The 26078-nt window shown below is 52.0% G+C and carries 23 protein-coding genes, 10 tRNA genes and 1 other annotated feature; of the genes, 24 read left to right on the forward strand and 9 right to left on the reverse strand.

Going from position 1 to position 26078, the window contains the following annotated elements; genetic code table 11:
• Positions 1-21 precede the first annotated feature (21 nt).
• The 16 genes from LN341_RS02665 (at position 22) to luxS (ending at position 8686) form a co-directional block, all read left to right on the forward strand.
• Positions 22-98: transfer RNA gene (locus tag LN341_RS02665), tRNA-Arg, on the forward strand.
• A gap of 11 nt (positions 99-109) precedes the next feature.
• Positions 110-201, forward strand: a tRNA-Ser gene (locus LN341_RS02670).
• Positions 202-245: 44 nt separating this feature from the next.
• Positions 246-322 (forward strand) — tRNA-Arg (locus LN341_RS02675).
• Positions 323-368: 46 nt separating this feature from the next.
• Positions 369-445, forward strand: a tRNA-Arg gene (locus LN341_RS02680).
• A gap of 10 nt (positions 446-455) precedes the next feature.
• Positions 456-547, forward strand: a tRNA-Ser gene (locus LN341_RS02685).
• A gap of 47 nt (positions 548-594) precedes the next feature.
• Positions 595-671, forward strand: a tRNA-Arg gene (locus LN341_RS02690).
• 47 nt (positions 672-718) lie between these two features.
• A tRNA-Arg gene (locus tag LN341_RS02695) sits at positions 719-795 on the forward strand.
• Positions 796-833: 38 nt separating this feature from the next.
• A tRNA-Arg gene (locus LN341_RS02700) sits at positions 834-910 on the forward strand.
• Between the two features lie 46 nt (positions 911-956).
• Positions 957-1033: transfer RNA gene (locus tag LN341_RS02705), tRNA-Arg, on the forward strand.
• Positions 1034-1071: 38 nt separating this feature from the next.
• Positions 1072-1148, forward strand: a tRNA-Arg gene (locus tag LN341_RS02710).
• A 170-nt stretch (positions 1149-1318) separates the two neighbouring features.
• Positions 1319-2269, forward strand: a complete 951-nt coding sequence (locus tag LN341_RS02715) for an NADP-dependent oxidoreductase (RefSeq protein ID WP_234203986.1) — start codon at positions 1319-1321, stop codon at positions 2267-2269.
• Positions 2270-2271: 2 nt separating this feature from the next.
• Entirely contained in the window at positions 2272-2694 is a 423-nt protein-coding gene (locus LN341_RS02720) for a YqaA family protein (RefSeq protein ID WP_046222489.1), read from the forward strand.
• 35 nt (positions 2695-2729) lie between these two features.
• Positions 2730-5582, forward strand: a complete 2853-nt coding sequence (locus LN341_RS02725; RefSeq protein WP_046222488.1) for a pitrilysin family protein — start codon at positions 2730-2732, stop codon at positions 5580-5582.
• Positions 5583-5775: 193 nt separating this feature from the next.
• Entirely contained in the window at positions 5776-7365 is a 1590-nt protein-coding gene (gene gshA, locus LN341_RS02730; RefSeq protein ID WP_234204843.1) for a glutamate--cysteine ligase, read from the forward strand.
• Between the two features lie 137 nt (positions 7366-7502).
• Entirely contained in the window at positions 7503-8117 is a 615-nt protein-coding gene (locus LN341_RS02735) for a hypothetical protein (RefSeq protein ID WP_234203987.1), read from the forward strand.
• 50 nt (positions 8118-8167) lie between these two features.
• Positions 8168-8686 carry an S-ribosylhomocysteine lyase gene (gene luxS, locus LN341_RS02740; RefSeq protein WP_234203988.1) on the forward strand — a complete coding sequence of 173 codons (519 nt, stop codon included), beginning with the start codon at positions 8168-8170 and terminating at the stop codon, positions 8684-8686.
• A gap of 77 nt (positions 8687-8763) precedes the next feature.
• Here the strand turns inward: luxS and LN341_RS02745 are convergent, their stop codons facing one another.
• Positions 8764-10041, reverse strand: coding sequence for an HlyC/CorC family transporter (locus LN341_RS02745; protein ID WP_046222485.1), 1278 nt, complete (start codon positions 10039-10041; stop codon positions 8764-8766).
• Between the two features lie 140 nt (positions 10042-10181).
• Positions 10182-10976 carry an inner membrane protein YpjD gene (locus LN341_RS02750; protein ID WP_046222484.1) on the reverse strand — a complete coding sequence of 265 codons (795 nt, stop codon included), beginning with the start codon at positions 10974-10976 and terminating at the stop codon, positions 10182-10184.
• 256 nt (positions 10977-11232) lie between these two features.
• Here LN341_RS02750 and ffh point away from each other — a divergent pair, with 256 nt between their 5' ends.
• The 5 genes from ffh to rplS all read left to right on the forward strand — a co-directional run bounded on the left by ffh (position 11233) and on the right by rplS (position 14744).
• Positions 11233-12600 carry a signal recognition particle protein gene (gene ffh / locus LN341_RS02755; RefSeq protein ID WP_046222483.1) on the forward strand — a complete coding sequence of 456 codons (1368 nt, stop codon included), beginning with the start codon at positions 11233-11235 and terminating at the stop codon, positions 12598-12600.
• Between the two features lie 170 nt (positions 12601-12770).
• Positions 12771-13022, forward strand: coding sequence for a 30S ribosomal protein S16 (rpsP, locus tag LN341_RS02760; RefSeq protein WP_027253536.1), 252 nt, complete (start codon positions 12771-12773; stop codon positions 13020-13022).
• 27 nt (positions 13023-13049) lie between these two features.
• Entirely contained in the window at positions 13050-13583 is a 534-nt protein-coding gene (gene rimM / locus LN341_RS02765; protein WP_046222482.1) for a ribosome maturation factor RimM, read from the forward strand.
• Positions 13584-13608: 25 nt separating this feature from the next.
• Positions 13609-14358: a tRNA (guanosine(37)-N1)-methyltransferase TrmD gene (trmD, locus tag LN341_RS02770; RefSeq protein WP_234203989.1), complete on the forward strand. Its 750-nt coding sequence runs from the start codon at positions 13609-13611 to the stop codon at positions 14356-14358.
• Between the two features lie 32 nt (positions 14359-14390).
• Complete coding sequence (gene rplS / locus LN341_RS02775; RefSeq protein WP_046222480.1) at positions 14391-14744, forward strand: 50S ribosomal protein L19; 354 nt, start codon at positions 14391-14393, stop codon at positions 14742-14744.
• 106 nt (positions 14745-14850) lie between these two features.
• Here the strand turns inward: rplS and LN341_RS02780 are convergent, their stop codons facing one another.
• The 4 genes from LN341_RS02780 to LN341_RS02795 form a co-directional block, all read right to left on the reverse strand.
• Positions 14851-15273 (reverse strand): DUF1801 domain-containing protein, encoded by a 423-nt coding sequence (locus LN341_RS02780; RefSeq protein WP_234203990.1) that lies wholly within the window; start codon positions 15271-15273, stop codon positions 14851-14853.
• 131 nt (positions 15274-15404) lie between these two features.
• Positions 15405-16892, reverse strand: coding sequence for a carbon starvation protein A (locus LN341_RS02785; RefSeq protein ID WP_234203991.1), 1488 nt, complete (start codon positions 16890-16892; stop codon positions 15405-15407).
• A gap of 261 nt (positions 16893-17153) precedes the next feature.
• Entirely contained in the window at positions 17154-17867 is a 714-nt protein-coding gene (gene btsR / locus LN341_RS02790; RefSeq protein ID WP_046222477.1) for a two-component system response regulator BtsR, read from the reverse strand.
• The gene (locus tag LN341_RS02795) at positions 17864-19543 is read right to left on the reverse strand and encodes a sensor histidine kinase (RefSeq protein WP_046222476.1); all 1680 of its coding nucleotides are present in this window, start codon (positions 19541-19543) and stop codon (positions 17864-17866) included. Before LN341_RS02795 ends, btsR begins: the two co-directional genes overlap by 4 nt.
• A gap of 218 nt (positions 19544-19761) precedes the next feature.
• On the opposite strand from LN341_RS02795, the gene LN341_RS02800 reads away from it, so the two are divergent.
• Together LN341_RS02800 and tyrA are read left to right on the forward strand one after the other, a co-directional pair.
• Complete coding sequence (locus LN341_RS02800) at positions 19762-20832, forward strand: 3-deoxy-7-phosphoheptulonate synthase (protein WP_046222475.1); 1071 nt, start codon at positions 19762-19764, stop codon at positions 20830-20832.
• Between the two features lie 15 nt (positions 20833-20847).
• Complete coding sequence (gene tyrA / locus LN341_RS02805; RefSeq protein ID WP_234203992.1) at positions 20848-21975, forward strand: bifunctional chorismate mutase/prephenate dehydrogenase; 1128 nt, start codon at positions 20848-20850, stop codon at positions 21973-21975.
• Positions 21976-22052: 77 nt separating this feature from the next.
• Here the strand turns inward: tyrA and pheA are convergent, their stop codons facing one another.
• The 3 genes from pheA to bamD form a co-directional block, all read right to left on the reverse strand.
• Complete coding sequence (pheA, locus tag LN341_RS02810; RefSeq protein WP_046222473.1) at positions 22053-23231, reverse strand: prephenate dehydratase; 1179 nt, start codon at positions 23229-23231, stop codon at positions 22053-22055.
• Between the two features lie 38 nt (positions 23232-23269).
• Positions 23270-23390, reverse strand: a sequence feature (Phe leader region).
• A gap of 122 nt (positions 23391-23512) precedes the next feature.
• Positions 23513-23869: a ribosome hibernation-promoting factor, HPF/YfiA family gene (hpf, locus tag LN341_RS02815; RefSeq protein ID WP_046222472.1), complete on the reverse strand. Its 357-nt coding sequence runs from the start codon at positions 23867-23869 to the stop codon at positions 23513-23515.
• Positions 23870-24236: 367 nt separating this feature from the next.
• Entirely contained in the window at positions 24237-24962 is a 726-nt protein-coding gene (gene bamD, locus LN341_RS02820; protein ID WP_046222491.1) for an outer membrane protein assembly factor BamD, read from the reverse strand.
• A 140-nt stretch (positions 24963-25102) separates the two neighbouring features.
• On the opposite strand from bamD, the gene rluD reads away from it, so the two are divergent.
• Positions 25103-26077 carry a 23S rRNA pseudouridine(1911/1915/1917) synthase RluD gene (rluD, locus tag LN341_RS02825; protein WP_046222471.1) on the forward strand — a complete coding sequence of 325 codons (975 nt, stop codon included), beginning with the start codon at positions 25103-25105 and terminating at the stop codon, positions 26075-26077.
• Position 26078 lies beyond the last annotated feature (1 nt).

Genomic DNA, 26078 nt, shown 5'->3' on the forward strand with positions numbered 1-26078 from the left:
CTGCTGAATAACTGTTTCTGCGCGCTCGTAGCTCAGCTGGATAGAGTACCTGGCTACGAACCAGGCGGTCGGAGGTTCGAATCCTCCCGAGCGCGCCATTATACAGTGTGGTGAGGTGGCCGAGAGGCTGAAGGCGCTCCCCTGCTAAGGGAGTATACGGTTTATCCCGTATCGAGGGTTCGAATCCCTCCTTCACCGCCATTCTTTCTTCAGTGTTTGCACTGACAGTAAGAAGTAAAGCCTGCGCGTCCGTAGCTCAGCTGGATAGAGTACCTGGCTACGAACCAGGCGGTCGGAGGTTCGAATCCTCCCGGACGCGCCATTATTGAAATTGCAATGTCACGCATTGTAAAAACACAAGTTTCTGCGCGCTCGTAGCTCAGCTGGATAGAGTACCTGGCTACGAACCAGGCGGTCGGAGGTTCGAATCCTCCCGAGCGCGCCATTATTTGTGTGGTGAGGTGGCCGAGAGGCTGAAGGCGCTCCCCTGCTAAGGGAGTATACGGTTTATCCCGTATCGAGGGTTCGAATCCCTCCTTCACCGCCATTCTTCCCAATAGCTAGAGTCCCTTTAGATATTGTGTAAGACCCTGCGCGTCCGTAGCTCAGCTGGATAGAGTACCTGGCTACGAACCAGGCGGTCGGAGGTTCGAATCCTCCCGGACGCGCCATATTTGATCAAGTATCAATGGACTGCTACTTCAAAAACTGATTCTGCGCGCTCGTAGCTCAGCTGGATAGAGTACCTGGCTACGAACCAGGCGGTCGGAGGTTCGAATCCTCCCGAGCGCGCCATCATTCCAAGTCGTGATAATTCACGCAGAAAATTCTGTGCGTCCGTAGCTCAGCTGGATAGAGTACCTGGCTACGAACCAGGCGGTCGGAGGTTCGAATCCTCCCGGACGCGCCATTATTTTCAAGTCTCAACGGACTGCTGCTTCATCAACAGATTCTGCGCGCTCGTAGCTCAGCTGGATAGAGTACCTGGCTACGAACCAGGCGGTCGGAGGTTCGAATCCTCCCGAGCGCGCCATCCTTTCGTACCGTGATCACATCACGAACACAATCTGCGCGTCCGTAGCTCAGCTGGATAGAGTACCTGGCTACGAACCAGGCGGTCGGAGGTTCGAATCCTCCCGGACGCGCCATTCTTGTTAACCCAGCCCCGGCTGGGTTTTTTTATGCCCAGCATTCCCCATGGTTTCTTTCTCTTTTCAGCGCGACCTCAACCACTGGCATTTCTGGATGGAAAGGGGTAGCTTTGGCTTGCCTGTACCATGAAGGCGATGGACTCCACCGGATGATAAGGAAAAGAACCATGACAATTCAACAGCTTGCTATTACCGCTTTTGGCGATGCCGATTGCCTTCAGCTGCAACCGGCCACGATCCCTGCACCTGAAGCACGTCAGGTACTGATCAATGTCGCTTATGCCGGCGTGAACCCGATTGATGCCAAAACCCGGGCAGGTTTAGGTTGGGCTGCGCAGCAAAACCGGGACAAACTGCCTTGGGTGCCGGGCTACGATATTGCCGGTGTGATCGCCGCCGTTGGTGAGGAAGTCACTGAATGGCGCGAAGGACAGCGCGTGTGCGGTTTTATCGGGTTTCCTTTACAAGGCGGTGGATACAGCGAGCAGGTACTGGCTGATGCGGACAGCCTGAGTCAGGTGCCGGACAGCGTCTCTTTAGCCGAAGCCGCGGCGTTACCATTGGCGGGGCAGACGGCTTGGCAGGCGCTGGAAAAAGCATCTGTGCAAGCCGGTGAGCGCGTTTTGATCTTAGCCGGTGCAGGCGGTGTCGGGCATCTGGCGATACAGCTGGCATGTCGCAAAGGGGCTGAGGTTGTAGCTAGTTGTTCGGCGGCAAATCTGGCATATCTCACTTCTTTGGGCGCACAGGCTGTGGATTATCAAAAGGGGGAGTTGGCCAGTCAGTTGCAAGCGGTTGATGTGCTGATCGATCTGGTTGGCGGTGATATAGGCATGGCGGCGTTGTCTTGTGTCAAACCGGGTGGTCGTGTGGTCACTGTACCGACCATCACGGCAGAAAGCGTGACAGCGGCAGCAAAAGTCACCGGTTTGCACGCACAAGGTATGCTGGTGTCACCTTCAGTGGCGCAGAACGATCAAATGCTGGCGATGATGGCAGAAGGCGCCCTGACCGTATTGATTGCAGACCAATTCCCGCTGGCACAGGGCGAGGAAGCACATCGTCAGATTGAAACCGGTCGCACCCGCGGCAAAATAGTTCTGGCGATGAAAGACTGACAATGGATTGGAGTTGGTCTGGCGAAGCCTTGTTGTGGGGGCTGTTTTTCACTGGCCTGCTCAGTGCAACCTTGCTGCCGGGAGGCTCGGAGGCCGGCCTTCTGGCCGCTCTCAGTGCTCAGTCACAGCCTGTATGGCTGCTGGTTACCGTGGTCACGGCAGGCAATACTGTCGGGGGTATGGTGAGTTTTTATCTGGGACGTTGCATACCCGATAAAACTTCTGAAGAAAATCAGAGTCATACTAAAGCAGTTACCTGGATAAAAAAATACGGTTACTGGAGCCTGTTGCTCAGCTGGGTCCCTGTGGTAGGTGACCCACTTTGCTTAGCCGCAGGCTGGCTGCGGATGCGGGCAGGACTCTGTGCCTTGTTGATTCTTATTGGCAAAGCCGTGCGGTACGTCATACTGGTGCTGCTGTTTTGATTTTTCACTCTGAAATAAATAGAAGGAAGGCGAACGTGCAAAAGCGGATTCTGAGCCTTGTGTTGCTGGTCTTGAGCGGATGCAGCAGTCAGACGCCCCCCGAACAGGCACAGTCACTGCCTGATGGTGTGCATTTAGTCGAAAGTGTATCGGACACCAGTGGTGACGTCGTGATCCCTTACAGCAAATATGTGCTGGATAATGGCCTGACGGTGATCCTGCATGAGGATAACTCAGATCCTATCGTGCATGTCGATGTGACTTATCATGTGGGATCTGCCCGCGAGCAATTGGGCAAATCGGGTTTTGCTCACTTCTTTGAACATATGATGTTCCAGGGCTCCAAACATGTCGGTGATCAAGAGCACTTTCGCCTGATCACCGAAGCTGGCGGCACCATGAACGGTACCACCAACCGAGATCGCACCAATTACTTTGAAACTGTCCCCTCGAATCAATTGGAAAAAGTACTCTGGCTGGAATCCGACCGGATGGGCTTCTTGCTGAGTGCAGTATCCCAGCACAAATTTGAGATTCAGCGTGCCACGGTCAAAAACGAGCGCGCGCAGCGCTATGAAAACCGTCCGTACGGCATGGTGAATGAGCGGATTGGCGAGGCGCTCTTCCCGCGTACTCATCCGTATTCGTGGCAGCCAATTGGTTATGTCGAAGATCTGGATCGGGTTGATGTCAACGATCTGAAAGCTTTCTTTCTGCGCTGGTACGGGCCCAATAACGCCACGCTGACCATTGGTGGTGATATTGATAAAGCGGAAACACTGGCATGGGTACAGAAGTATTTCGGCGGTATTCCGCGTGGACCGAAAGTCGACAACCCACCGAAAGTGCCTGTCACACTGGATGCTGATCGCTATCTGACTCTGGAAGATAATATCCAGCAGCCGATGCTGATGATGGCATGGCCGACCTCGTACAAAGGAGCGCCGGATGATGCGTCACTGGATATGCTGGCGAAAGTCATCGGGGGCGGGAAGAACAGTATTTTGTACCAGGCGCTGGTGAAAACCGGAAAAGTGGTGGATGCCGGTGCTTACCACGATTGTGGTGAGCTGGCCTGTACGCTGTATGTCTATGCCATCGGCCAGAGTGGTGAGCAGGGACGGCTGGACCGCATTTATGACGACGTGAGCACTGTGCTGAGCAGTCTGGCTCAGCGCGGTGTCAACCAGCAAGAACTGGACGAAATGAAAGGGATGGCCGAAGCTTCTGCCATTTTTGGCCTGCAGAGTGTGCATGGCAAAGTGGCGCAGCTGGCGGCTTACCAGACCTTTTACAGTGATCCAAACCGTTTGGGCACAGAGCTGGCCAACCTGCGCAGCGTGAAACCCGCGGATGTGGAGGCGGTTTATCAGCGCTATGTGGCCAATCAGCCCAAAGTGGTGCTCAGCACAGTGCCCAACGGGCGTACAGAAATGGCCGCAGCCAAAGCCAACTACAGTCCGGCAGAGCGGCTGATCCCCGAGCACAAATCCGTACAAAACGCTGAGCTGAACCTGCGCGAGCCACAGCACGAAAGTTTTGATCGCTCAGTCATGCCAGAGCCTTCTGAGCCGGTGACGGCTCAGGTGCCTGAGTTATACCGCTTCCAGCTGGCGAACGGTATTGAAGTACTGGGAACCCAGTACGACGAAACTCCGACCGTAGAATTACAGTTAGTTTTACCGGCAGGCCGACGCTATGAACCTGAAGGGAAAGAGGGGCTGGCTGAACTCACTGCCGCCATGCTGGCAGAAGACAGCAAACGTCATTCTGCCGAAGCGCTGGTTTCCCGCCTCGACAGGCTGGGCAGCACAGTTACTTTCTCGTCAGGTATGTACGGTGCTGTGGTTTCTGTCACGACCCTGAAGAAGCATCTGACTGAAACGCTGGCCATTATGCAGGAGCGCTTGTTTGAACCGGCTTTCAATGAAGATGATTTTTCCCGGGTGAAACAGCAGGCGCTGGAAGGCCTGGTGTATGATCATCAGCGCCCGAGCTGGCTGGTCAGTCAGGCCACCCGCGAGGTGCTGTACGGCAATACTGTGTTTGGCCGCCCTTCGGACGGCACGCTGGCGTCTGTCCAGTCAATGACATTGGCAGATGTGAAAGCTTTTTATCAGCGTTTCTACACCCCCAATGGGGCACAACTGGCTGTTGTTGGTGATGTCCAGCCCGCCGCGCTGACATCAGAGCTGGCGTTTCTGGCAAGTTGGCAGGGAGCACCTGCACCCAGTTATGTTACCCCAGTGCTGCCCACCCGGGCGAAACCGGCCATCTGGCTGGTCGATAAGCCGGGAGCACCGCAAAGCACAGTGCGCTTAGTGCGTCATGCGCTGCCGTATGATGCGACAGGGGAGCAGTTCGAGCTGCAACTGGCGAACTTTAATCTGGCCGGTAATTTTAACAGCCGGATGAATCTCAATTTGCGCGAGGATAAAGCCTACACCTATGGTGCCGGCGGCTATCAGAGCGGCAATAAAGAAGCCGGGCTTTCTGTGTTTTATGCCGAAGTGCGTGCGGATGTGACCTTAGCGTCGATCAAAGAGATGTTGAAAGAGCTGGACAATTACAGCCGTAATGGTGTGACGGATGATGAGCTGGCCTTTATGCGCCTTGCGGTCGGACAGCAAGAAGCACTGAGCTATGAAACACCGAGTGATAAAGCGGACTTGCTGCGGCAGATCATGACCTATCAGCTGGAGGATAATTTTGTGTCGCAACGCAATGCGATCACGGCCTCAATCAGCAAAGACAGGCTCAATGCATTGGCAGCCAAATGGTTTAATCCGAACGACTATCAGATTATTGTGGTGGGGGATGCGCAGTCATTACTACCGCAATTAAAAACACTGAATATGCCGGTTCATCCATTAAAACCTGTGCAATAAAAAACAGCATAATGACCGGCTGATTAAGCCCTGATTCAGATAAAGATATCAGCCGATACCCAATGTATCGGCTTTTTTTATGGCTGCCGTTACCCCAGGCAGGAAACCCTTTGCTAAATCAACAATAATCATGGTAATCAGCAAGAATTATGATTACCCTAGCTTCCCTGTGATAGTGATGATTGAGAACAGCCTGATGGATTTTTCACAAAGGTTAGAGAGGGTGTCGGCCAATCCGCAAGCGCTGACACAATTCGGTCGTGGCCTGGAAAGGGAAGCGTTACGAATCACCCCGCAAGGGAAGTTATCCACTCAACCGCACCCTGTCGGTCTGGGGTCGGCCCTGACTAATCAATGGGTCACGACGGACTTTGCTGAGTCTCTGCTGGAGTTTATTACTCCGGTATCACGAGATGTCGATGAGCTGTTATCTCAATTGTCCGATATCCATAAGTTCAGCTATAGCCAGCTGGGCAGTGAAATGCTCTGGCCTATGTCTATGCCTTGCTATGTCGGCGATGAGTCGGATATCGAACTGGCGCAATATGGCAGCTCCAATATTGGCCGGATGAAGACCCTCTATCGTGAAGGGTTGAAACGCCGCTACGGCAGCATCATGCAGATTATCTCAGGTGTACATTTCAACTTTTCTTTTCCGGATAGTTTCTGGCAACAGTTGTTTGGTGATCAGAGCGAAGATGAGCGGCAGGCTTCCGTGTCCGAGTCGTATTTTGCCTTGATCCGAAACTACTACCGGTTTGGCTGGCTAATCCCGTATCTGTTCGGTGCTTCTCCGGCGCTGTGTGGCTCATTCCTGAAAAAAGACGGCGCTAAGCTCGATTTTCAAAAAACAGGGAAAGGCACCTATTTTCTGCCGAAGTCGACCGCACTGCGTCTGAGCGATCTGGGGTATACCAATCATGCCCAGAGTGCCTTGAAGATTGGTTTTAATCATCTGGCTCAGTATCTGGACGGCTTACAGAAAGCGATTCATACACCGTCTGAAGAATTTGCGGACATTGGTGTGAAGGTTGACGGCCAGTTACGTCAGTTGAATACCAATGTGCTGCAGATTGAAAATGAGCTTTACGCACCGATTCGTCCCAAGCGAGTAACTAAGAGCGGCGAGAAACCGTCTGAAGCGCTGGCGCGGGGCGGGGTGGAATACATTGAAGTACGCTCACTGGATGTGAATCCGTTCAGCCCAATCGGTATTACGGCCGAACAGGTTCGCTTTTTGGATCTCTTCCTGACCTGGGCGGTATTGTCGCCTTCAGATGATATGGATGATGCTGAACTGGCTTGCTGGCGTGATAACTGGAAGAAAGTGGTATTGCAAGGGCGGGAGCCTGAGCTGCAATTGCAAATCGGTTGTCGCGGGGAACGTCTGCCGCTGCGTGACTGGGCGTTGCGGGTTTTCTCTGAGCTGGAGCAGGTCGCTGTGGCCATGGATCAGGCAAACGGTGGCAACCACTACCAGCAAACACTGACCACCCTGACTGGTTGGGTCAGTGATCCTGAGCTGACCTTGTCCGCGCAAGTCTTGCGTCACATTGAAGCCAACGAAGGCATCGGTAAGTTTGGTCTGGAATTAGCCGCTAAGCATGCGCAGTGGCTGGAGAAGCAGAGTTACAGCCGGTATTCCCAGGCCGAGTTTGAGGCAGAAGCGGCAGCCTCTGTGCTGAAACAGCAGCAAATCGAGCAGGCTGATGAGGTTTCTTTTGAAGCGTTTCTGGCCGATTATTTTGCGGATCTGCAACAAAATCCGTTTAAGAATGCCTGACAACAGAGATAAAAAAACGGGCAGCGACCTTGCTGCCCAATAAAATTACAATTTCGCAGGGATGACGACAGTTTGCACTGCCAGTCATAATATCAGACCTGCCGTTTTCACTTTGGTTCCAATTCAGGGAGTGAAAAATGCTTTTGGCAACAACAAAAGGGTTGGCACTGATATTGTTGGCTTTCATAACAACCGGTTGCGCAACACCTCCACCAAAGAATCAATCGAATTTATGCGACATTTTCCGTGAAAATCCCGACTGGTATGAAGATGCGGTCGACATGGAGAAGCGGTGGGGAACGCCCATTCAGGTCGCGATGGCTTTTATGCGCCAGGAAAGCGCTTTCCGCCATGATGCCCGTCCTCCCCGTCCCTATGTGTGGGGCTTTATCCCCTGGTTTCGCAGCAGCAGTGCCTATGGCTACGCGCAGGCACAAGACCCTGCCTGGGAAGATTACCAGCGTGCGACTGGCAGCTGGAGTTCACGGACCAGCTTTGACGACTCGCTGATGTTTATCGGCTGGTATACCGATGAAACACAGCGACAGCTGGGAATATCCAAGTGGGATGCTTACAACCAGTATTTGGCCTATCATGAAGGGCGAGGCGGCTATCGCCGCGGGACTTATCGCCAAAAGCCAACGCTGCTGCAAGTGTCCCGTAAAGTGGATCAGCAGGCGAAATCTTATGGCTGGCAATTGAAGCAATGCCGGCAGGAATTGGAAGATAACCGCAGCTGGTGGCCGTTCTGATCGGAAAGGACTGCCAGGCTATGACATGACAGGCAAAGGAGAAGGACACCATGCCATTATTAGATAGTTTTACCGTCGACCACACCAAGATGCATGCGCCGGCTGTGCGTGTTGCCAAAACGATGCAGACACCTAAGGGTGATACGATTACTGTGTTTGACCTGCGTTTCTGCCGCCCGAATCAGGAAATTCTCTCCGAGCGTGGTATTCACACGCTGGAGCATTTGTTTGCCGGCTTCATGCGTGCCCATTTGAATTCAGGGGCCGTGGAAATCATCGACCTGTCGCCCATGGGCTGTCGTACCGGTTTTTACATGAGCCTGATTGGTGAGCCGAGCGAGCAGCAAGTCGCTGAGAGCTGGCGTGCCGCGATGGAAGATGTGCTGACAGTGGCGTCTCAAGCGCAAATTCCTGAGCTGAATGAGTACCAGTGTGGGACTTACAGCATGCACTCACTGGACGAAGCCAAACAGATTGCGCAGGATATTCTGGATCGTGGCATTGATGTGAATAAAAACGATGAGTTAGCACTGCCAGACAGTATGCTGCAGGAGCTGAAAGTTAAGTAACTGTGATTGGCTGACAGTTTCAGGATGAAAAAAGCCACCTGTGACCCAGGTGGCTTTTTACTTGGATGCAAAGCGGATTAACCGGTTTTCTGCAACTGGGCCGGCAGAATTTTAACCAGTTTGATCATGTTATCGGAGATTTCAACAATCTCCATTTGATACCCGGCCACTGACACACTGAGGATACTGTCCGGGATATCTTCCAGATGTTCCAGAATCAAACCATTCAGGGTTCGCGGACCATCGGTCGGCAAATCCCAGTTCAGACTCTTGTTCAGTTCGCGGATATTGGCTGTGCCTTCAATCAGCAAACTGCCGTCACTTTGCGGGGTAATCTCTTCTGCCAGGGTGGGTGAGATCGAGGTGGTGAATTCACCGACAATCTCTTCCAGAATATCTTCTAAGGTAATCAGGCCCTGAATATCGCCGTATTCATCCACAATCAGGCCAATCCGCTCTTTGCGGCGCTGGAACTTCAGCAACTGGATATTGAGCGGCGTGCCTTCCGGAATGAAATACACTTTGTCGGCGGCACGCAGCAGATTTTCTTTGCTGAAATCGTTTTTATCCATCATCAGACGGTAAGCTTCCCTGACGCGCAGCATGCCAACGACTTCATCGATGTTGTCCCGGTACAAAACGATTCGGCCATGAGCCGCATGGCTGAGCTGGCGGACGATGGATTTCCAGTCATCATTGATATTGATGCCGACAATTTCATTACGCGGCACCATCAAATCTTCCACGGTGACGTTTTCCAGATCCAGGATCGACAACAGCATGTCCTGGTGGCGACGGGGGATCAGGCTGCCCGCTTCATTGACCACAGTGCGTAACTCATCTGAGCTCAGGGTGGCGTCGTTCATATTATCGACGCGCATGCCGAGCAGGCGCAGGAAACCATTGGTGATACCGTTGACAAACCAGACCAGCGGATACAGGAGTTTCATCAGGATCCGGAGCAGGATACTGCTGGAATAGGCGACTTTTTCAGGGTACAGCGCGGCCAGAGTCTTGGGCGTAACTTCAGCAAAGACCAGGACGGCCATGGTTAGTGCGCCGGTGGCGATGGCCACACCCAGGTCGCCGTACAGGCGCATTCCCAGGATGGTCGCGATAGCTGAGGCTAGAATGTTGACCAGGTTGTTGCCGATCAGAATCAGGCCGATCAGTCGGTCAGGCCGGTCGAGCAATTTTTCAACCCGCTTCGCCCCGCGGTGGCCCTGGCTTGCCAGGTGGCGCAGTTTGTAACGGTTGATCGACATCATGCCGGTTTCAGAGCCGGAGAAGTATCCGGAAATCAGGAGTAGTAATACCAGAAGGGAGAATAACGCTCCCGTGGATATATCGTCCAAAAAGTCAGTTCCTTGTATCGCTGTGGATGTGTACTCTGTACTGAATATGAGTAAGGGTGTCAAGACTGGGTCGTGAAGATGCTAACGGCCCGGCCAGGATTCATCCTGCTTAAGCATGGATAGTGTTGGTTCAATTGTCATCAGCTGCCGATAATGATTTCTTTGACAAAGCGGCTGCCGAAATAGGCCAGCGTTAGCAGAAATGCGCCAATCAGGCTGAACCAGACGACTTTCTTGCCCCGCCAGCCCATCCGGTAGTGCCCCCAGAGCAGCACGCTGTAAACCCCCCAGGCCAGAATCGAAAGGACCGCTTTGTGGGTTTTACCCTGAGCAAACATATCTTGCAGGAAAATAAAGCCAGTGATCAGTGTGACCGTCAGCAGTATATGACCGACCAGAATGATCTTAAACAACTGCCGTTCAACCAGCATCAGCGGTGGCAGATTCGGATTAAAAGCCAGCTTTTTATGTTTGAGCTTATAGTCCAGCCACGCCAGCTGAATCGCGTACAGTGTAGCGATCATCAGGGTCGAGTAGGCAAAGAGCGCCAGAGAAATATGTAACAGGATTTGAGGATGTGCCTCCAGGTGCGTAATGAAGCCCCCGGGTAGCACAGCCGCCGCCGCAAGATTAATCGCAGCAAAGCTGTAAATCACGGGCAACAGAAACCAGATCCGCATTTTGACCATCGCAAGAGTGGTGATAACGGCGATAATCAGACTGATGAGCGAGGCGACATTTAAGATACTCAGGTTCTGGCCGACGCCGCCCAGGATCAGATCTTTCAGAAACACAATATGTAAGATGATCGCCACTGTGGCACTGAAAAACACTGGCCGGGCCTGAATGCCATTATTATGGCTGAGCCCAGGTACGATAAACGCCAGCGCAAGCAGATAAAAACCAGCAGCAGAAAAGGCAATCAATATGTCCATAACACCTGAAAAGATCGTGAATCCGAACTGGTGAGTATACCTTGTGAACGGATAGCACGACAATGATACAAAGGGAACAATCGTGTGGGACAGAGCGCACTTTGCGGTCTGTTTCTGCGTTTTCAGCACGAATGTCTGGTGGATTTGTGCGACAGAAATGGCAAGAATTCTGTCACAGGCTGCATGTATGGCATGAAACCGGGTCACTGATTGCGGTATACTGGCCCGAAATGAGTGCGTAACGAGCGAGTCACACATGTTTGACAATTTAACCGAGCGTTTGTCGTCAACGCTGAAAAATATCAGCGGCCGTGGCCGTCTGACGGAAGACAATATTAAAGATACCCTGCGTGAAGTGCGCATGGCATTGCTTGAGGCAGATGTCGCGCTGCCGGTTGTCCGTGATTTCGTCAAGCGGGTGAAAGAACGCGCTGTCGGAACTGAAGTCTCTAAGAGCCTGACGCCAGGCCAGGAATTTATCAAAATCGTTCAGGCGGAATTAGAAGCCGTCATGGGCGAGACCAACGAAGCGCTGGACTTAGCCAGCCAGCCACCTGCGGTCATCCTGATGGCCGGCTTGCAGGGTGCCGGTAAAACCACCAGTGTGGGTAAGCTGGGTAAATTACTCAAAGAGCGTAATAAAAAGAAAGTACTGGTTGTTTCCGCCGACGTATACCGTCCTGCCGCGATTAAGCAACTGGAAACCCTGGCTGCTGATATCGGTATTGATTTTTTTCCGTCCAGCCCGGATCAAAAACCGGTGGCGATTGCCCAGGCGGCTATCGAGCACGGCAAGCGCAAATTTTATGATGTGGTAATTGTCGATACCGCAGGCCGTCTGCACGTCGATGAAGCCATGATGGACGAAATCAAGGCCGTTCATCAAATTGCTAATCCGGTCGAAACCCTGTTTGTGGTCGATGCCATGACAGGTCAGGATGCGGCCAATACCGCTAAAGCCTTTAACGAGGCGTTGCCGCTGACCGGTGTGATTCTGACCAAGGTCGACGGTGATGCCCGGGGTGGTGCGGCGCTGTCGGTGCGTCATATCACAGGTAAACCGATCAAGTTTCTGGGTGTGGGTGAGAAAACCGATGCGCTGGAGCCTTTTCATCCGGATCGTGTCGCCTCCCGTATTCTGGGGATGGGCGATGTCCTGTCACTGATTGAAGATCTGGAACGCAACGTTGATAAGGAAAAAGCCGAGCAGCTCGCGAAGAAATTCAAAGAGAAGAAAGGCTTTGATTTAGAAGACTTCCGTGGCCAGCTTCAGCAGATGAAGAATATGGGTGGCATGATGGGCATGCTGGATAAGCTGCCTGGAATGTCTCAGCTACCCGGCAATGTCAAAGACCAGGTGGATGATAAAATCTTCGTTCAGATGGAAGCGATTATTAACTCCATGACAGCAAAAGAGCGTGAGCGCCCGGAGCTGATTAAAGGTTCGCGCAAGAAACGTATTGCTGCCGGCTCCGGTACTCAAGTGCAGGACGTCAACCGTTTGCTCAAGCAATTTACCCAAATGCAGAAGATGATGAAAAAAATGCAAAAGGGCGGCATGAAGAACATGATGCGCAATATGAAAGGCATGATGCCGGGTGGCGGCATGTTCCCTGGACGCTAATTGCTTCAATTGCTTGTTTTTTGGTCTCGGTCGGCGATTTTACTGGTGAAAAAGTAGCTAAAGCAGTTGCATTCGCGGGGTGAAAGAGTAAAATTCCGAGGCTTTATTTGGCACGGGCCCCGTTTTTATGGCGGGGCCACTTTTATTTACAGTAATGCAAAGAGGACGATATGGTAACCATTCGTTTGGCACGTCACGGCGCGAAAAAGCGTCCATTTTATCACATCGTTGTTGCTGACAGCCGCGCTGCGCGCGACGGTCGTAACATCGAGCGTGTAGGTTTCTTTAACCCACTAGCTACTGGTCAGGAAGAGCGTCTGCGTCTGGACCTGGACCGTGTAAATCACTGGGTTGGTCAAGGTGCAACTGTATCTGACCGCGCAGCGAAACTGATCAAAGACGCTGCGAAAGCCGCTGCTTAAGATTGGTGAATGGGTAGTAGAGAAGCAATGAGTTCACACAACCAAGACCAAGTTGTTGTCGGTAAAATCGGTGCCACTTACGGTATCAAAGGGTGGCTCAAAGTTTTTTCCTACACAGAACAAGCCGAGAGCATTTTCGCTTATCAGCCATGGCTGATAAAGATGAAAGGGGAATGGCAGACCTTCCATGTAGAAGCATGGAAACGTCATGGCCAGGGGTTAGTTGCCAAGTTGCAGGGGCTGGATATCCGAGAGGATGCTCAGGTCATGACCAACGCGGAGATCAACGTCCCTGCCGACCAATTACCGGCGCTGTCAGATGAAGAATTCTACTGGCGCGAACTGATGGGCATGACTGTTGTGACAACTCAAGGTTACGACCTGGGTAAAGTAACAGACATCCTGGAAACCGGTTCAAATGACGTTTTAGTGGTGAAAGCCAACCTGAAAGATGCTTTCGGACAGAAGGAACGCTTAATTCCGTTCCTCGATGAGCAGGTCATCAAGTCGATTGATCGCACTGCTCAACGGATCGAAGTTGACTGGGATCCTGGATTTTAACCCATCAGTAAGAGCGTAAAGAACCATGCGGGTAGGAATAATTAGCCTATTCCCTGAAATGTTCCGGGCTATTACTGAGTTTGGGGTGACAGGTCAGGCGGTAAAAAAAGGCCTAGTGACGGTAGAGACGTGGAACCCCCGCGACTTTACCCACGATAAGCACCGTACGGTCGATGACCGACCTTATGGTGGCGGACCCGGTATGCTGATGATGGTACAGCCTTTGCGCGATGCCATTCATGCTGCCAAACTGTCTGCCAAAGGCCAGGCGAAAGTGATTTACCTCTCTCCTCAGGGCCGTAAGCTCGATCAGACGGGTGTTGAGGAACTGGCACAGAACCAGAATCTGATTCTGATTTGTGGCCGGTATGAAGGGGTAGATGAGCGCATTATCCAACAAGAGGTAGACGAAGAATGGTCTATCGGGGATTTTGTGCTGACGGGTGGTGAGTTGCCAGCCATGACCTTAGTTGACGCAGTCGTGCGGTTTGTACCGGGCGTTCTGGGTGACTTTGCGTCAGCAGAAGAAGATTCTTTTGCGAATGGCTTGCTGGATTGCCCGCATTACACGCGTCCTGAAGTGTTAGATGGTCAAGCTGTACCTCCGGTGCTCTTGTCCGGTAACCATAAGGAAATTAGCCGCTGGCGATTGAAACAATCGCTGGGCCGTACCTGGCTTAGAAGACCAGAGCTCCTGGAAAACCTAGCTCTGACTGACGATCAGGAGTGTTTGCTGGCGGAGTTTATCCGCGAACATCGGCAAACCATGAGTTAATTTAGTATCAGTTTATTCTAGGGTATATACCAATGAGTAATATCATCAAAGCTCTTGAGCAAGAGCAAATGAAAAAAGACCTGCCTGAATTCGCACCAGGTGACACTGTTGTTGTTCAGGTGAAGGTAAAAGAGGGTGACCGTGAGCGTCTGCAGGCGTTCGAAGGTGTTGTTATCGCCAAGCGTAACCGTGGTCTGCACTCTGCTTTCACTGTTCGTAAGATTTCTAACGGTGAAGGTGTTGAGCGTGCATTCCAGGCTCACTCTCCAATCGTAGACAGCATTACTGTTAAGCGTCGCGGTGCAGTACGTCGTGCCAAGTTGTACTACCTGCGTGAGCGTTCAGGTAAAGCGGCTCGTATTAAAGAGAAGCTGACCAAAAAATAAGAACGCGACACGAAAGACGCGTATTGAGAGGCCCGCCAATTTGGCGGGCCTTTTTTTGTCGCGACGAACCTGCCACCGCCGGGAAATAGTGAACCTACATGTGGTCTTACTCGCACGGGTACTTCTGCTTCATCATCGCAATATGCTGGTTCAGCATCTCTCTCAGTACTGACAGATTGATATCTTGCAGGCGTTTGATATACAGGCAGGACTTTCCCAGTTTATGTTTGCCGAGTTGTTCAAGCTGAGCCTGATGCGCGGCGAACCCCAGCATGAAGTACAGCGTCATTTTCCCCTGCCGTGGCGAGAAGGCGATCATCGGCCAGCTGAAGTGCTTACCGGCAGTGTTGCTGTAAAAGTAGGTGCCAAAGCCAATCAGGCTGTCTCCCCACAGCACAGCTGTTTTGCCGCTCAGTTCGTTCAAGAGTGCCAGTAACTGATGGCTATCTGCCTGTTGCTGGCTGTCGCTGAGTGCTGCGATAAAGGCGGTGACGCTGGCTTGGGTGGGACGGGTTTTGAGTGTGCTCATTGTATGATTCCTGAACTTGGGTCTGTGGCGAGTATAGTCGGGCAGAGAAACGGAGATGAGATAAAAAGTCAGGGTCGGAAACAGGGGATAAAAAAACCAGCCCGGAGGCTGGTTTTCAGTGATGTGCAAGATTAAGCGGTTTCCAGCTTGCCTTTGCTTTCACTTTCTTCTTGATCCAGGTCGATGTCGCCTTTGCCTTTAGATTTCACAATGACATAGGCTGTGATACCAAGCGTTGCGATCAGGCCGATAATTGTCGAGACCATCATGGGCAGACCGAAGCCCAGGGTGCTGTTGTTCAGAATAAAGGTGATCACAACTGTGGTCATGAAAATCGCCGGCACAGTGGTCACCCAGTGCAGTTTGTTGTGGCGCAGCAGATAAGCAGAAGCGGTCCACAGCATCATGACAGCCGTGGTCTGGTTCGCAAATCCGAAGTAACGCCAGATAATCCCGAAGTCAACCTGAGTCAGAATCCCACCGATAACAAACAGAGGCACGGCCATCAGCAGACGGTTACGCAGGCTCTTCTGCTCCATGTTGAAGTATTCAGCCAGAATCAGGCGGCTTGAGCGGAAGGCTGTATCACCGGATGTAATAGGCAGAATCACCACACCCAGGAAGGCGACCACGCCACCCACAACGCCCAGCAGGCCAAAGGATGCGCTGTAAACCACGTTGCCCGGTCCACCGTTTGCTACGGCATCAGACAGGTTTTCAACAGAGCCGAAGAAAGACAGTGCCAGCGCACACCAGATCAGGGCAATCACGCCTTCACCGATCATGGCACCGTAGAACACGAAGCGGCCGTTTTTCTCATTTTCCATACAACGCGCCATCAGTGGCGACTGAGTCGCGTGGAAACCTGAGATAGCACCACAGGCAATGGTGATAAACAGAGCTGGCCACAACGGCAGATCATTCGGGTTCATGTTGGTGAACATCTGGCTGACTTCATAGTCGCCCAGCAGGGTGTATTCGCTGGAAACGGCAATGGCAGTGATCAGGCCGACCGACATGAAGATCAGCAGGAAACCGAACAGCGGGTAGAAGCGGCCGATGATCTTATCAACCGGGACTATGGTGGCGATGATGTAATAAGCAAAGATGATCGCGACCATGGATCCCATAGAAACGGTCATGTCGGTTTGCTCGTTGACCAGGTTGGTGATCATGCCTGCCGGAGCAGAAACAAAGACCACGCCGACCAGCAGTAGCAGCACAATGGCGAAGATGTTCATGAAATGTTTGGCGCCATTGCCCAGATATTTGCCGGAAAGCGTTGGCACGGAGGCGCCGCCATTGCGCACCGACAGCATGCCTGAGAAATAGTCGTGCACGGCACCGGCAAAGATACAGCCCAGTACAATCCACAGCATGGCAGCCGGACCGTACAGTGCGCCCATGATGGGGCCAAAAATCGGGCCAACCCCAGCAATGTTCAGCAGTTGTACCAGGTACACTTTTTTCTTGGACATGGGCACATAGTCAACGCCATCCTGCATCGTGTATGCAGGTGTCTGGCGCTTTTCGTTAATGCCGAACAGTTTTTCAATAAAGGTACCGTAAATAAAGTAACCGCCAATCAAAGCAGCGACGCAAATCAGAAACCAGGCCATATCTGTGCCTCTCTCAGTGTAGGTAGTAGGGTTATTGAATCTTTTATCAGGCTGGCATCTTAACCGGTTGCGGCAAAGACACACGGCCTAAAAGACTGAGTGGCAGTATGGCGTGACTGAGTGGTCAATAAAGCGGTTGAGCGGCGGCGACAGAGGCCGAACGGCTGTGATTGAAATGAAGCGGTAGGTACTTAAGTGATGGGCTGCTAAGCGGATCAAGTCAGGGACTGACCAAGCGGAGTGGCTGTCCCTGATGATTGCTCAGCTCAGCCCGTAGCGATCTTTGATCTCTTTCAGATATCGCCGGCTCACCGGCACCTGCTGGCCATGTTGGGTTGTAATTTCTGCCAGTCCGTTCTCCAGCAGCTTGATCTCACGAATCGCCTGCGGGTGCACCAGATACTGGCGGTGGCATCGGATGAGCGGGGTTTTTTCTTCCAGCACTTTGAGGGTCAGCTGTGTGGTGGCCTTGGTGTCTTTGGTAACCAGGTGCACACCTGATAAATCAGAATGCGCCAGTTCGATATCTGCCGGGCTGAGCAGCAAGATACGGTGATGGCCACTGCAAGGAATCAGCTCGAGCATGTCGCTGATCAAAGGGGTGTAATCCGGCTGGCGCAGCTCGCGCTTCAGCTTGGCCAGCGTTTTTTCAAGCCTTGCCGGTTCGACCGGTTTTAACAGGTAGTCAAAGGCATTATCTTCAAACGCTTTGATGGCGTAGTCGTCATACGCGGTGACAAACACAATTTTGGGCATGGTCTCCGGATCCAGCATGCTCAGGAGCTCGATCCCTGTGATTTGCGGCATCTGAATATCCAGAAATACGACTTCGGGCTTGAGCAGATGAATCATCTTCAACCCTTCGATAGCGTTGGCGCCGCTGCCAATAATTTCGATGTCGCCGCTGTCATGCAGCAGCGCCATCAGCTCCTCTCGGGCATAAGGTTCATCGTCGATGACAAGTGCTTTGATCATGGTTGTCCGTTCTCCTTTGGCAGCGTGATGGTGGCCAGTGTCCATTGATTGGCTTCCCAGCTCATTTGCAGGCCATATGCTTTGCCATAGCGGTTTTTCAATCGTTTATCGACAATTTTCATGCCCAGACCGCTCTCTTCACCCACCGGCTGATACAAGCCTGCATTATCGCGCACTTCCAACACAATACGTTCATCATTCTGGTAAGCCTTGATGGTCAGTTTACCGCTGGCCAGCAAGTTTGACGTACCATGCTTGATGGCATTTTCGACCAGTGGCTGCAGGGTAAAGGTCGGAATTGTGATATTCAATAAGGCATCATCAATGTTGACTTCCACCTCGAGCCGGTCGGCAAACCGGGCGCGTTCAATTTCCAGATAGGCGTGTACGTGCTGCAGTTCCTCTTCCAGCGTGACAGTTTCTATATTCTGCTTCAGATTGCGACGGAAAAACTGGGACAAATGCTGAATCAACTGTCTGGCTTTATCCGGATCACGCCGGATCACTGCATTAATGGTATTGAGCGCATTGAACAGAAAGTGTGGATTCACCTGTGCCTGCAGCAGCCGCAGCTCAGCCTGAGTCAGCAGGGTTTGCTGGCGGTTATAGCGCCCGGTCAGGATCTGGTTCGACAAGAGTTTGGCAATGCCTTCCCCCAGGGTCAGATTGATGGTGGAAAACAGTTTACGTTTCGGCTCATAGAGTTTAATCGTGCCAATCACCTCATGGTTGCCGCCGATTAAAGGAATCACCAGCGCCGAGCCTAATTTGCACTTGTCGTAAAGCGAGCAGCAGTAGGGCACTTCATACCCGTCGGCATAGACCAGCTCGCAGTGTTCAATGGCTTGTTTGGTATGCTTGGAGGAAATCGGGGTACCCGGCAGATGATGATCATCGCCGATCCCGATAAAGGCGAGAATTTTATCTCGGTCCGTAATCGAGACGGCACCGACCCCGGTTTCTTCGTAAACGATACGGGCAATTTGCTTGGAGTTTTCCTGGTTAAATCCCTGACTGAGTATGCCTACCGAACGTTGGGCGATTTTCAGTGCCCGGCTGGAAAACGCGGCTGAGTATTTCTCATAAATGGTTTTTTTATCGCGGATAATGCTCATGAACAGGGCTGCACCCACTGAGTTGGCGATCACCATAGGCAAAGCAATGGCGCTGACCAGACTGTAGGCTTTATCAAAAGGTTCGGCCACCGCCAGAATAATCAGCATCTGCAGGATCTCGGCAACCAGGGTGATCGCAAATACGGTTAATGGTCGGAAAATGGCGTCGAAATTACTGCGGCGGACAAAATAGCTGTGCATGATACCGCCGATCAGTCCTTCCACTGTGGTGGAGATAGCACAGGCGACGTCGGTAAAGCCGCCCATACTGTATCTGTGCATACCACCGGTCAGGCCCACGGCAAAGCCCACAACCGGGCCCCCCAGCAGGCCCCCCATCACAGCACCGATGGCCCGGGTATTGGCGATGGCATCTTCGATGTGCAGACCAAAATACGTGCCTAAAATACAGAAGAGAGAAAACAGCACGTAGCAGGCAAAGCGTTGTGACAAACGGCCAGATACCGTGGTGATCGGCATAAACAGTGGTGTTTTGCTTAACAGGTAAGCCAACACCAGATAAACACTGAGCTGCTGCAGCAGGGAAAGGATGAGTTCCATAACGGTATCGGAAGTAAGCTAAATGGATGTTTATGGTAGCTGTCTTTGCCCCAAAGGCAATAATCTTGCTGTGTGTAAATATAAATTTACGAATGGTATTTTTTCTTTACAGGGTGTTGCTCCATGAAATATCAGTTGTTATTGTCTGTTTACTGACAGGGGAAATCCTGTTGTAACTAAAAATTTACGCCCAGGTATCGCAAAATCAGGATGGCCCCATGCAGAAAGATGTATTGAATAATGTCCACATTCAGGATGAACAAGTTCTTATTACGCCACAACAGTTAAAAGATAAATTGCCAGTCAGCGAGGCTGCGCTGTCGTTTATCGAGCAATCGCGTAAAACGGTTGCCGACATTATCCATAAGCGGGATCACCGTCTGCTGGTGGTCTGCGGTCCTTGTTCTATTCATGACGTCGAAGCGGCCAAAGATTATGCCCGTCGATTTAAAGAACTGGCAGCCGAGTTGGATGACCAACTGTACCTGGTGATGCGTGTGTACTTTGAAAAACCGCGGACGACAGTCGGCTGGAAGGGTCTGATCAACGACCCGCATCTGGATGGTTCTTTTGAGATTGAAGAAGGGCTGCACATTGCGCGCCAGCTGTTGATTGATTTGGTGGAAATGGGTATCCCGCTGGCCACAGAAGCACTGGATCCGATCAGCCCGCAGTACATCGGCGATTTGTTCAGCTGGGCCGCGATTGGTGCCCGTACCACGGAATCCCAGACCCACCGTGAAATGGCCAGTGGTCTTTCGATGCCGGTGGGTTTCAAAAATGGCACCGATGGCAGCCTGGGTACCGCGATCAATGCGATGCAGGCGGCCGCTTCCGGTCACCGTTTCATGGGGATTAACCGTGAAGGCCAGGTCGCACTGCTCAACACGCAGGGCAACCCGGATGGCCATGTCATTCTTCGCGGCGGGAAACAGACCAACTATGATTCAGTGTCGGTTTCTGAATGCGAAACTGAGATGAAGTCTGCGGGCCTTAATCCTGCCTTAATGGTAGACTGCTCTCATGCGAACTCTCGCAAGGATTACCGCCGCCAGCCGCTGGTTGCCGAAGATGTGATTCATCAGATCCGGGAAGGGAATCATTCCGTCATTGGTCTGATGCTGGAAAGTCATCTCAATGAAGGCAATCAAAGTGCTGATCTGGCGCCAGGAGAGATGGCGTATGGTGTGTCGATCACAGACGCCTGCATAAACTGGGAAGATACCGAAACCCTGCTGCGTCGCGCTCGTCAGGAATTAACCCCTTTCCTACAACAACGCATTAAATAATGGATTAAGAGACGAATGGTTGCGGAACTGAGCACACTACGAGATCAAATTGATGAAGTCGATAAGCAGATGGTCGCGCTGTTGGCGCGCCGTCTGGCTTTGGTAGAAGAAGTCGGTCATGTCAAAAGCCAGCACGGTCTGCCGATTTATGCCCCGGATCGTGAAGCCGCCATGCTGGCCTCACGGCGACAGGAAGCGGCTGACCAGGGCGTGCCGCCGGATCTGATTGAAGATATTCTGCGCCGCACCATGCGTGAATCTTATGCCAGTGAAAATGATTCGGGTTTCAAATGTCTGAAGCCGGAATTGCGCCCGATTGTCGTTGTGGGCGGTCATGGACAGCTGGGCCGTCTGTTCTGCCGCTTGTTTGAGTTGTCGGGTTATCAGGTACGTATCCTGGGCAGTCAGGACTGGGACAAAGCGGATGAATTGCTCAAAGATGCCGGCATGGTTGTGGTGACCGTACCGATTCATCTCACCGAACAAGTGATCCGCCGCCTGCCTCAACTACCGGATGACTGCATTCTGGCAGATCTGACCTCGATTAAGAGCGGGCCGGTGCAGACCATGCTGGAAGTGCATCAGGGACCTGTGGTGGGATTACACCCTATGTTTGGCCCGGATATCAGTAGTCTGGCCAAGCAAGTGGTGGTTTACTGTGATGGCCGTAACCCGGAAAGCTACCAGTGGCTGCTGGAGCAGATCCAGATTTGGGGCGCGAGTCTGAACCGGATCAGTGCCATCGAACATGATCAGGGGATGACCCTGATTCAGGCACTGCGGCATTTCACTTCGTTTGTGTATGGGGTTCATCTGGCCGAAGAAGATCCGCGCTTAGATCAGTTATTGTCGCTCAGCTCGCCGATTTACCGCCTGGAACTGGCGATGGTCGGACGGCTGTTTGCACAGGACGGGCAGCTCTATGCCGATATTATTATGTCTTCGCCGCAAAACCTGGCCATGATTAAGCGTTTTCACCAGCGCTTTGGGGATGCCATTGCCATATTGGAAAACAAAGATAAAGCGGCGTTCAAGCAGGCCTTTGATCAGGTGGAAGGCTGGTTTGGCGACTATGCCGGACGCTTTTTGAAAGAAAGCCAGTCGTTACTGCGTCAGGCGAACGATGCGACCCACAGAGGCTGATCGGATTGATGGTTGTTTAGTGATTGATTACTGTTGATCCAGAATGAGAAGGCCAGCGTTTGCTGGCCTTTCTGCGTTTATTCTTCCGGATAGTCGACTTCGGTTGGTTTGACGTTTTCGCTGGGATAACAGCCTAACACCTTGATAAATCGTGTCAGTCGGGTCAGCTCTTCCAGTGCCTGCTGCATGGCCTCAGATTTCAGATTCGTTTCAACATCCACATAGAACATTTCTTCCCATGGATTACCGATCACAGGGCGGGATTCCAGTTTTGCCATATTGATGTTGAGATTGCGTAGCACCAGCAGGCATTCAACCAGTGAACCGGGTTTCTGGCCGGTCGACATGATCAGTGTGGTCTTGGCCGGGATCAGCGGCGTGACATCGACAGCTTTCCGGGCGACAACAATAAAACGGGTAAAGTTTTCCTGCTGGTTGGCAATACCGGTTTTCAATGGCGTTAAGCCATACAGCTCGCCGCTGGAAGCATTGCCAATGGCGGCCACGTTGGGCAATTGCAGCTCGGCAACCTGCAGCATGGCATCGGCTGTGCTGGAAGTATATTCCTGCCTGATATCGCCCATGGTGCGCAGGTACTCACTGCATTGCTGGTGGGGCTGCGGATGGGAATACAGGGTATCAATTTGATCCAGCGAAGTCGGCACGGCTGTCAGCAGGCAGTGTTCGATCGGCTGGGTAATCTCGCCCACAATCGACAGGCTGGTGTGCTGCAGCAAATCGTACACTTCGTTAATCGATCCGGAACTGGTGTTCTCAATCGGCAGGACGCCATAGTCTGCCTGACCGGTTTCGACCACATTCACCACATCACGGAAATTGGAACAGCTCATCTCAACCAGCTTGGTTTGCTTGCGGCTGAAATACTGACGGCTGGCCAGGTTGGAATAGGATCCTTTGGCGCCCAGAAAAGATACGCGCACCACAGGCTGAAGGCTGTCAGGGTTGGTCAGCTTTTGCAGATACGCCTGTTGGAAGAGCACAGAATCTTCAATAATGGTGTGAAAGATTTGCGTGACGTAATTGGCATCCAACTGGTGTTGTTTACCTTCGTCTATCAGTCTGAGTAACAGTGCTTGCTCTCTTTCCTGATCCCGGACAGGCTTGGTGGTTTTGATTTTGCTTTTGGCGACTTCCAGGCTCAGCTGACGCCGTTCTGCCAGAAGTGCCAGAATTTCATTGTCTATCCGAGTGACATGGGTTCGGATCTCGTCCAGTGAGTGATAACTTTTGGTCATTCTGGTTCCCTGTCTGTACTTATTTTATTGTTGTGCTTACAAAAAAGCCTCCCGGTTGGGAGGCTTGCTGTTCGTCTTTCGCTTCTTTCTTGCGTAACGATAGCCCCCACTTATGGTGAGCGAAAAAAGAAGTGAAAGAAAAACAGTGCATATTGAATCATGTGTCAGTCAGTCTCGTGAATATGCTGGCTAAATATTGTCTAGGAATCACCCTATGGTCAGTCGATGATCTTGTCAAGAATAAAAAGCCCCGCCATGCGGCAGGGCTGGATAGGAAGGGTTCAGGCTTCGAAGTCTTCTTCTGCCATTTCGGCTTCAGTCAATACAGGCTTCTGGCTGTGACTGGCTCGACGGGCTTCCGATTTGTGGGATTGTTTGCTCAGCTGTCGCTCCAGTTTCTGATACATGTCTTTAATGGCGGCGTACATATTTTCCTGTTCAGAGGATGCCACTATGTTCCCCCCTGGAATGCCGGCTGTTGCTTCCACCTTGAAGTGCCGGTTGGGTTCTTGGCTGATCACAGCATGCTTGCCGATCAGCGGGACTTGAAAGCGCTCTAACTTACTGAATTTTTCTTCAATGCGCTCACGGATAGCAGGGGTGACATCAATGTTTTTGCCTGTGACTTCTACTTGCATAGTCTCTCTCCTGTTTTGCTACCCCTTGGTGGGTTAACTTCAGATTACTCTTCTTAATCGTGAATAAAGTGATCTGGATCAACTTTAATAAGTAAAATAATTCACCAATATATTTCTGTGACTTGTTCTGCTTTGTGACAAGAAAATGAATAAAAACCCCTTGTCGGGGACATAATGAATGCGGCAGTATGGAGTGAGTTGATGACTGGCGGCCAGTGCTGCTCAGGGGCGTTTTTCGGCCTGAAGCTAAGTGCTTACTTAGCCTTCAATGGCCAGAACGTGGTGTGATGAGATGCAGTGCGGTAATCTGCAAGAACAAAAAACGGCAGCCTTCTGGCTGCCGTTTGTCGTTTTCATTGCTCAGGGATCAGACCGGATTCAGATCAATCAGTCGCTGAGCATGTTCGGCCGGCGTTTCCAGACCAAGCTTTTCATATGCGGTTTGCATCAGCGGCAGCGACTGGCGTGCCGCTTCCGTATCCGGATACAGTCGCTGAATTTGCTGGCAGCGGTTCACGGCGGCCACCCAGGCTTCACGGCGGATATAAAAGTCGGCAGCGGCTAACTCGTAATTGGCCAGACGGTTTTTCAGATAAACCAGTCTGGCTTTGGCGTCTGCGGCGTACTGGCTGCTCGGGTAACGATCCAGCAGGCGCTTAAAGTCACGAAATGCCTGGCGAGCCGGTTCCGGATCTCTGTCGTGGCGATCAATATCAAACACATCGTGCATGAAAGAACGGTCCTGGGCCATGTGTGTCAGACCGCGCATATAGAGCACCCAGTCGGCTTTTTCATGGGTGGGATTTAATCGGGTAAAGCGATCTATGGTTGCTTCGCCCAGCGCCAGATCATCGTTCTTGTAATAAGCGTAAATCAGATCAAGCTGCACCTGCTCTGAATAAGCACCGAACGGATAACGGGAGTCCAGTGCTTCTAATCTTTCTATGGCGGTGACCCAGCTACCACTTTGTAAGGCTTGCTGAGCACTGCCGTACAGCTCAGAAGGCGGAATATCCGGTACCACTTCCTCTGTACTGGAGCAACCAGACACAATAGCGGCGGCAAGAAAGGTCGTGATTATCAGGCGTTTCATTGCGGCGTCAGTTTCCTTGGTCATAATTTATTTCTGTGATCCATTACGGTCAGCGCCGTTAACAGATACAATGACAACTAATATCTGTCATTTTACGCAGCGTTTAGGCTTTAGTCTCACGCTTTTTGAAAAAGTTCTTTATGGCACAGCAAATAGAGTTAAGCAACATAGTAAACGATAGTCAGCTTGGTCAACGTCTTGATCAGGCGCTGGCTGAACTGTTTTCCGATTATTCCCGTTCACGGATTAAAGACTGGATTCTCAATGGCAGCGTCTGCGTCAATGGCACAGTGGTGACCAAGCCTCGCCTGAAAATGATGGGCGGTGAAAAACTCACGGTTGTGGCTGAGATTGAAGATGAGGAGCGCTGGATCGCGCAAGACCTCCCGCTCGACATTGTCTATGAAGATGAGCATCTGCTGGTGATAAACAAGCCGCGCGATTTTGTGGTTCACCCGGGAGCCGGCACACCGGATGGCACTGTGCTGAACGCACTGTTACATCACTGCCCGTCTCTGGCAGAGGTACCGCGAGCCGGTATTGTGCACCGTCTGGATAAAGACACCACGGGCCTGATGGTCGTGGCGAAAACGATTCAGGCTCAGACCCGGCTGGTTCGTGCGCTGCAAAAACGCAAAATCACCCGTGAATATGAAGCCGTTGCCATGGGCAAAATGACCGGCGGTGGTGTGGTTGAAAAACCGATTGGCCGTCATTCGACGAAGCGTACCTCGATGGCGGTGCATGAACTGGGCAAGCCGGCGATTACCCATTACCGGGTTGCGGAGCATTTTCGTGAACACACCAGCCTGGTGCTGCGTCTGGAGACGGGACGGACCCATCAGATCCGTGTTCACATGGCATATCTGTCGCACCCGCTGGTGGGGGATACCCTGTACGGCGGTCGTCCGCGTCCGCCGCGAAATGCTTCTCCGGAAGTGATCCAAGCGCTCCGGGCGTTTGATCGTCAGGCGCTGCACGCTCGTATGCTGAGGCTTGATCACCCGATCACCGGAGAGTTAATGGAATGGCACGCAGAGACCCCCAAAGATATGGTGGCGCTTGTCGAGATCCTGCGTCAGGACAAACTTGACCATCCAGAGGATGATTACTGAG

Origin of the sequence: Photobacterium sp. TLY01 (genome assembly GCF_021432065.1) — a bacterium.
GTDB classification, from domain to species: Bacteria; Pseudomonadota; Gammaproteobacteria; order Enterobacterales; family Vibrionaceae; genus Photobacterium; species Photobacterium halotolerans_A.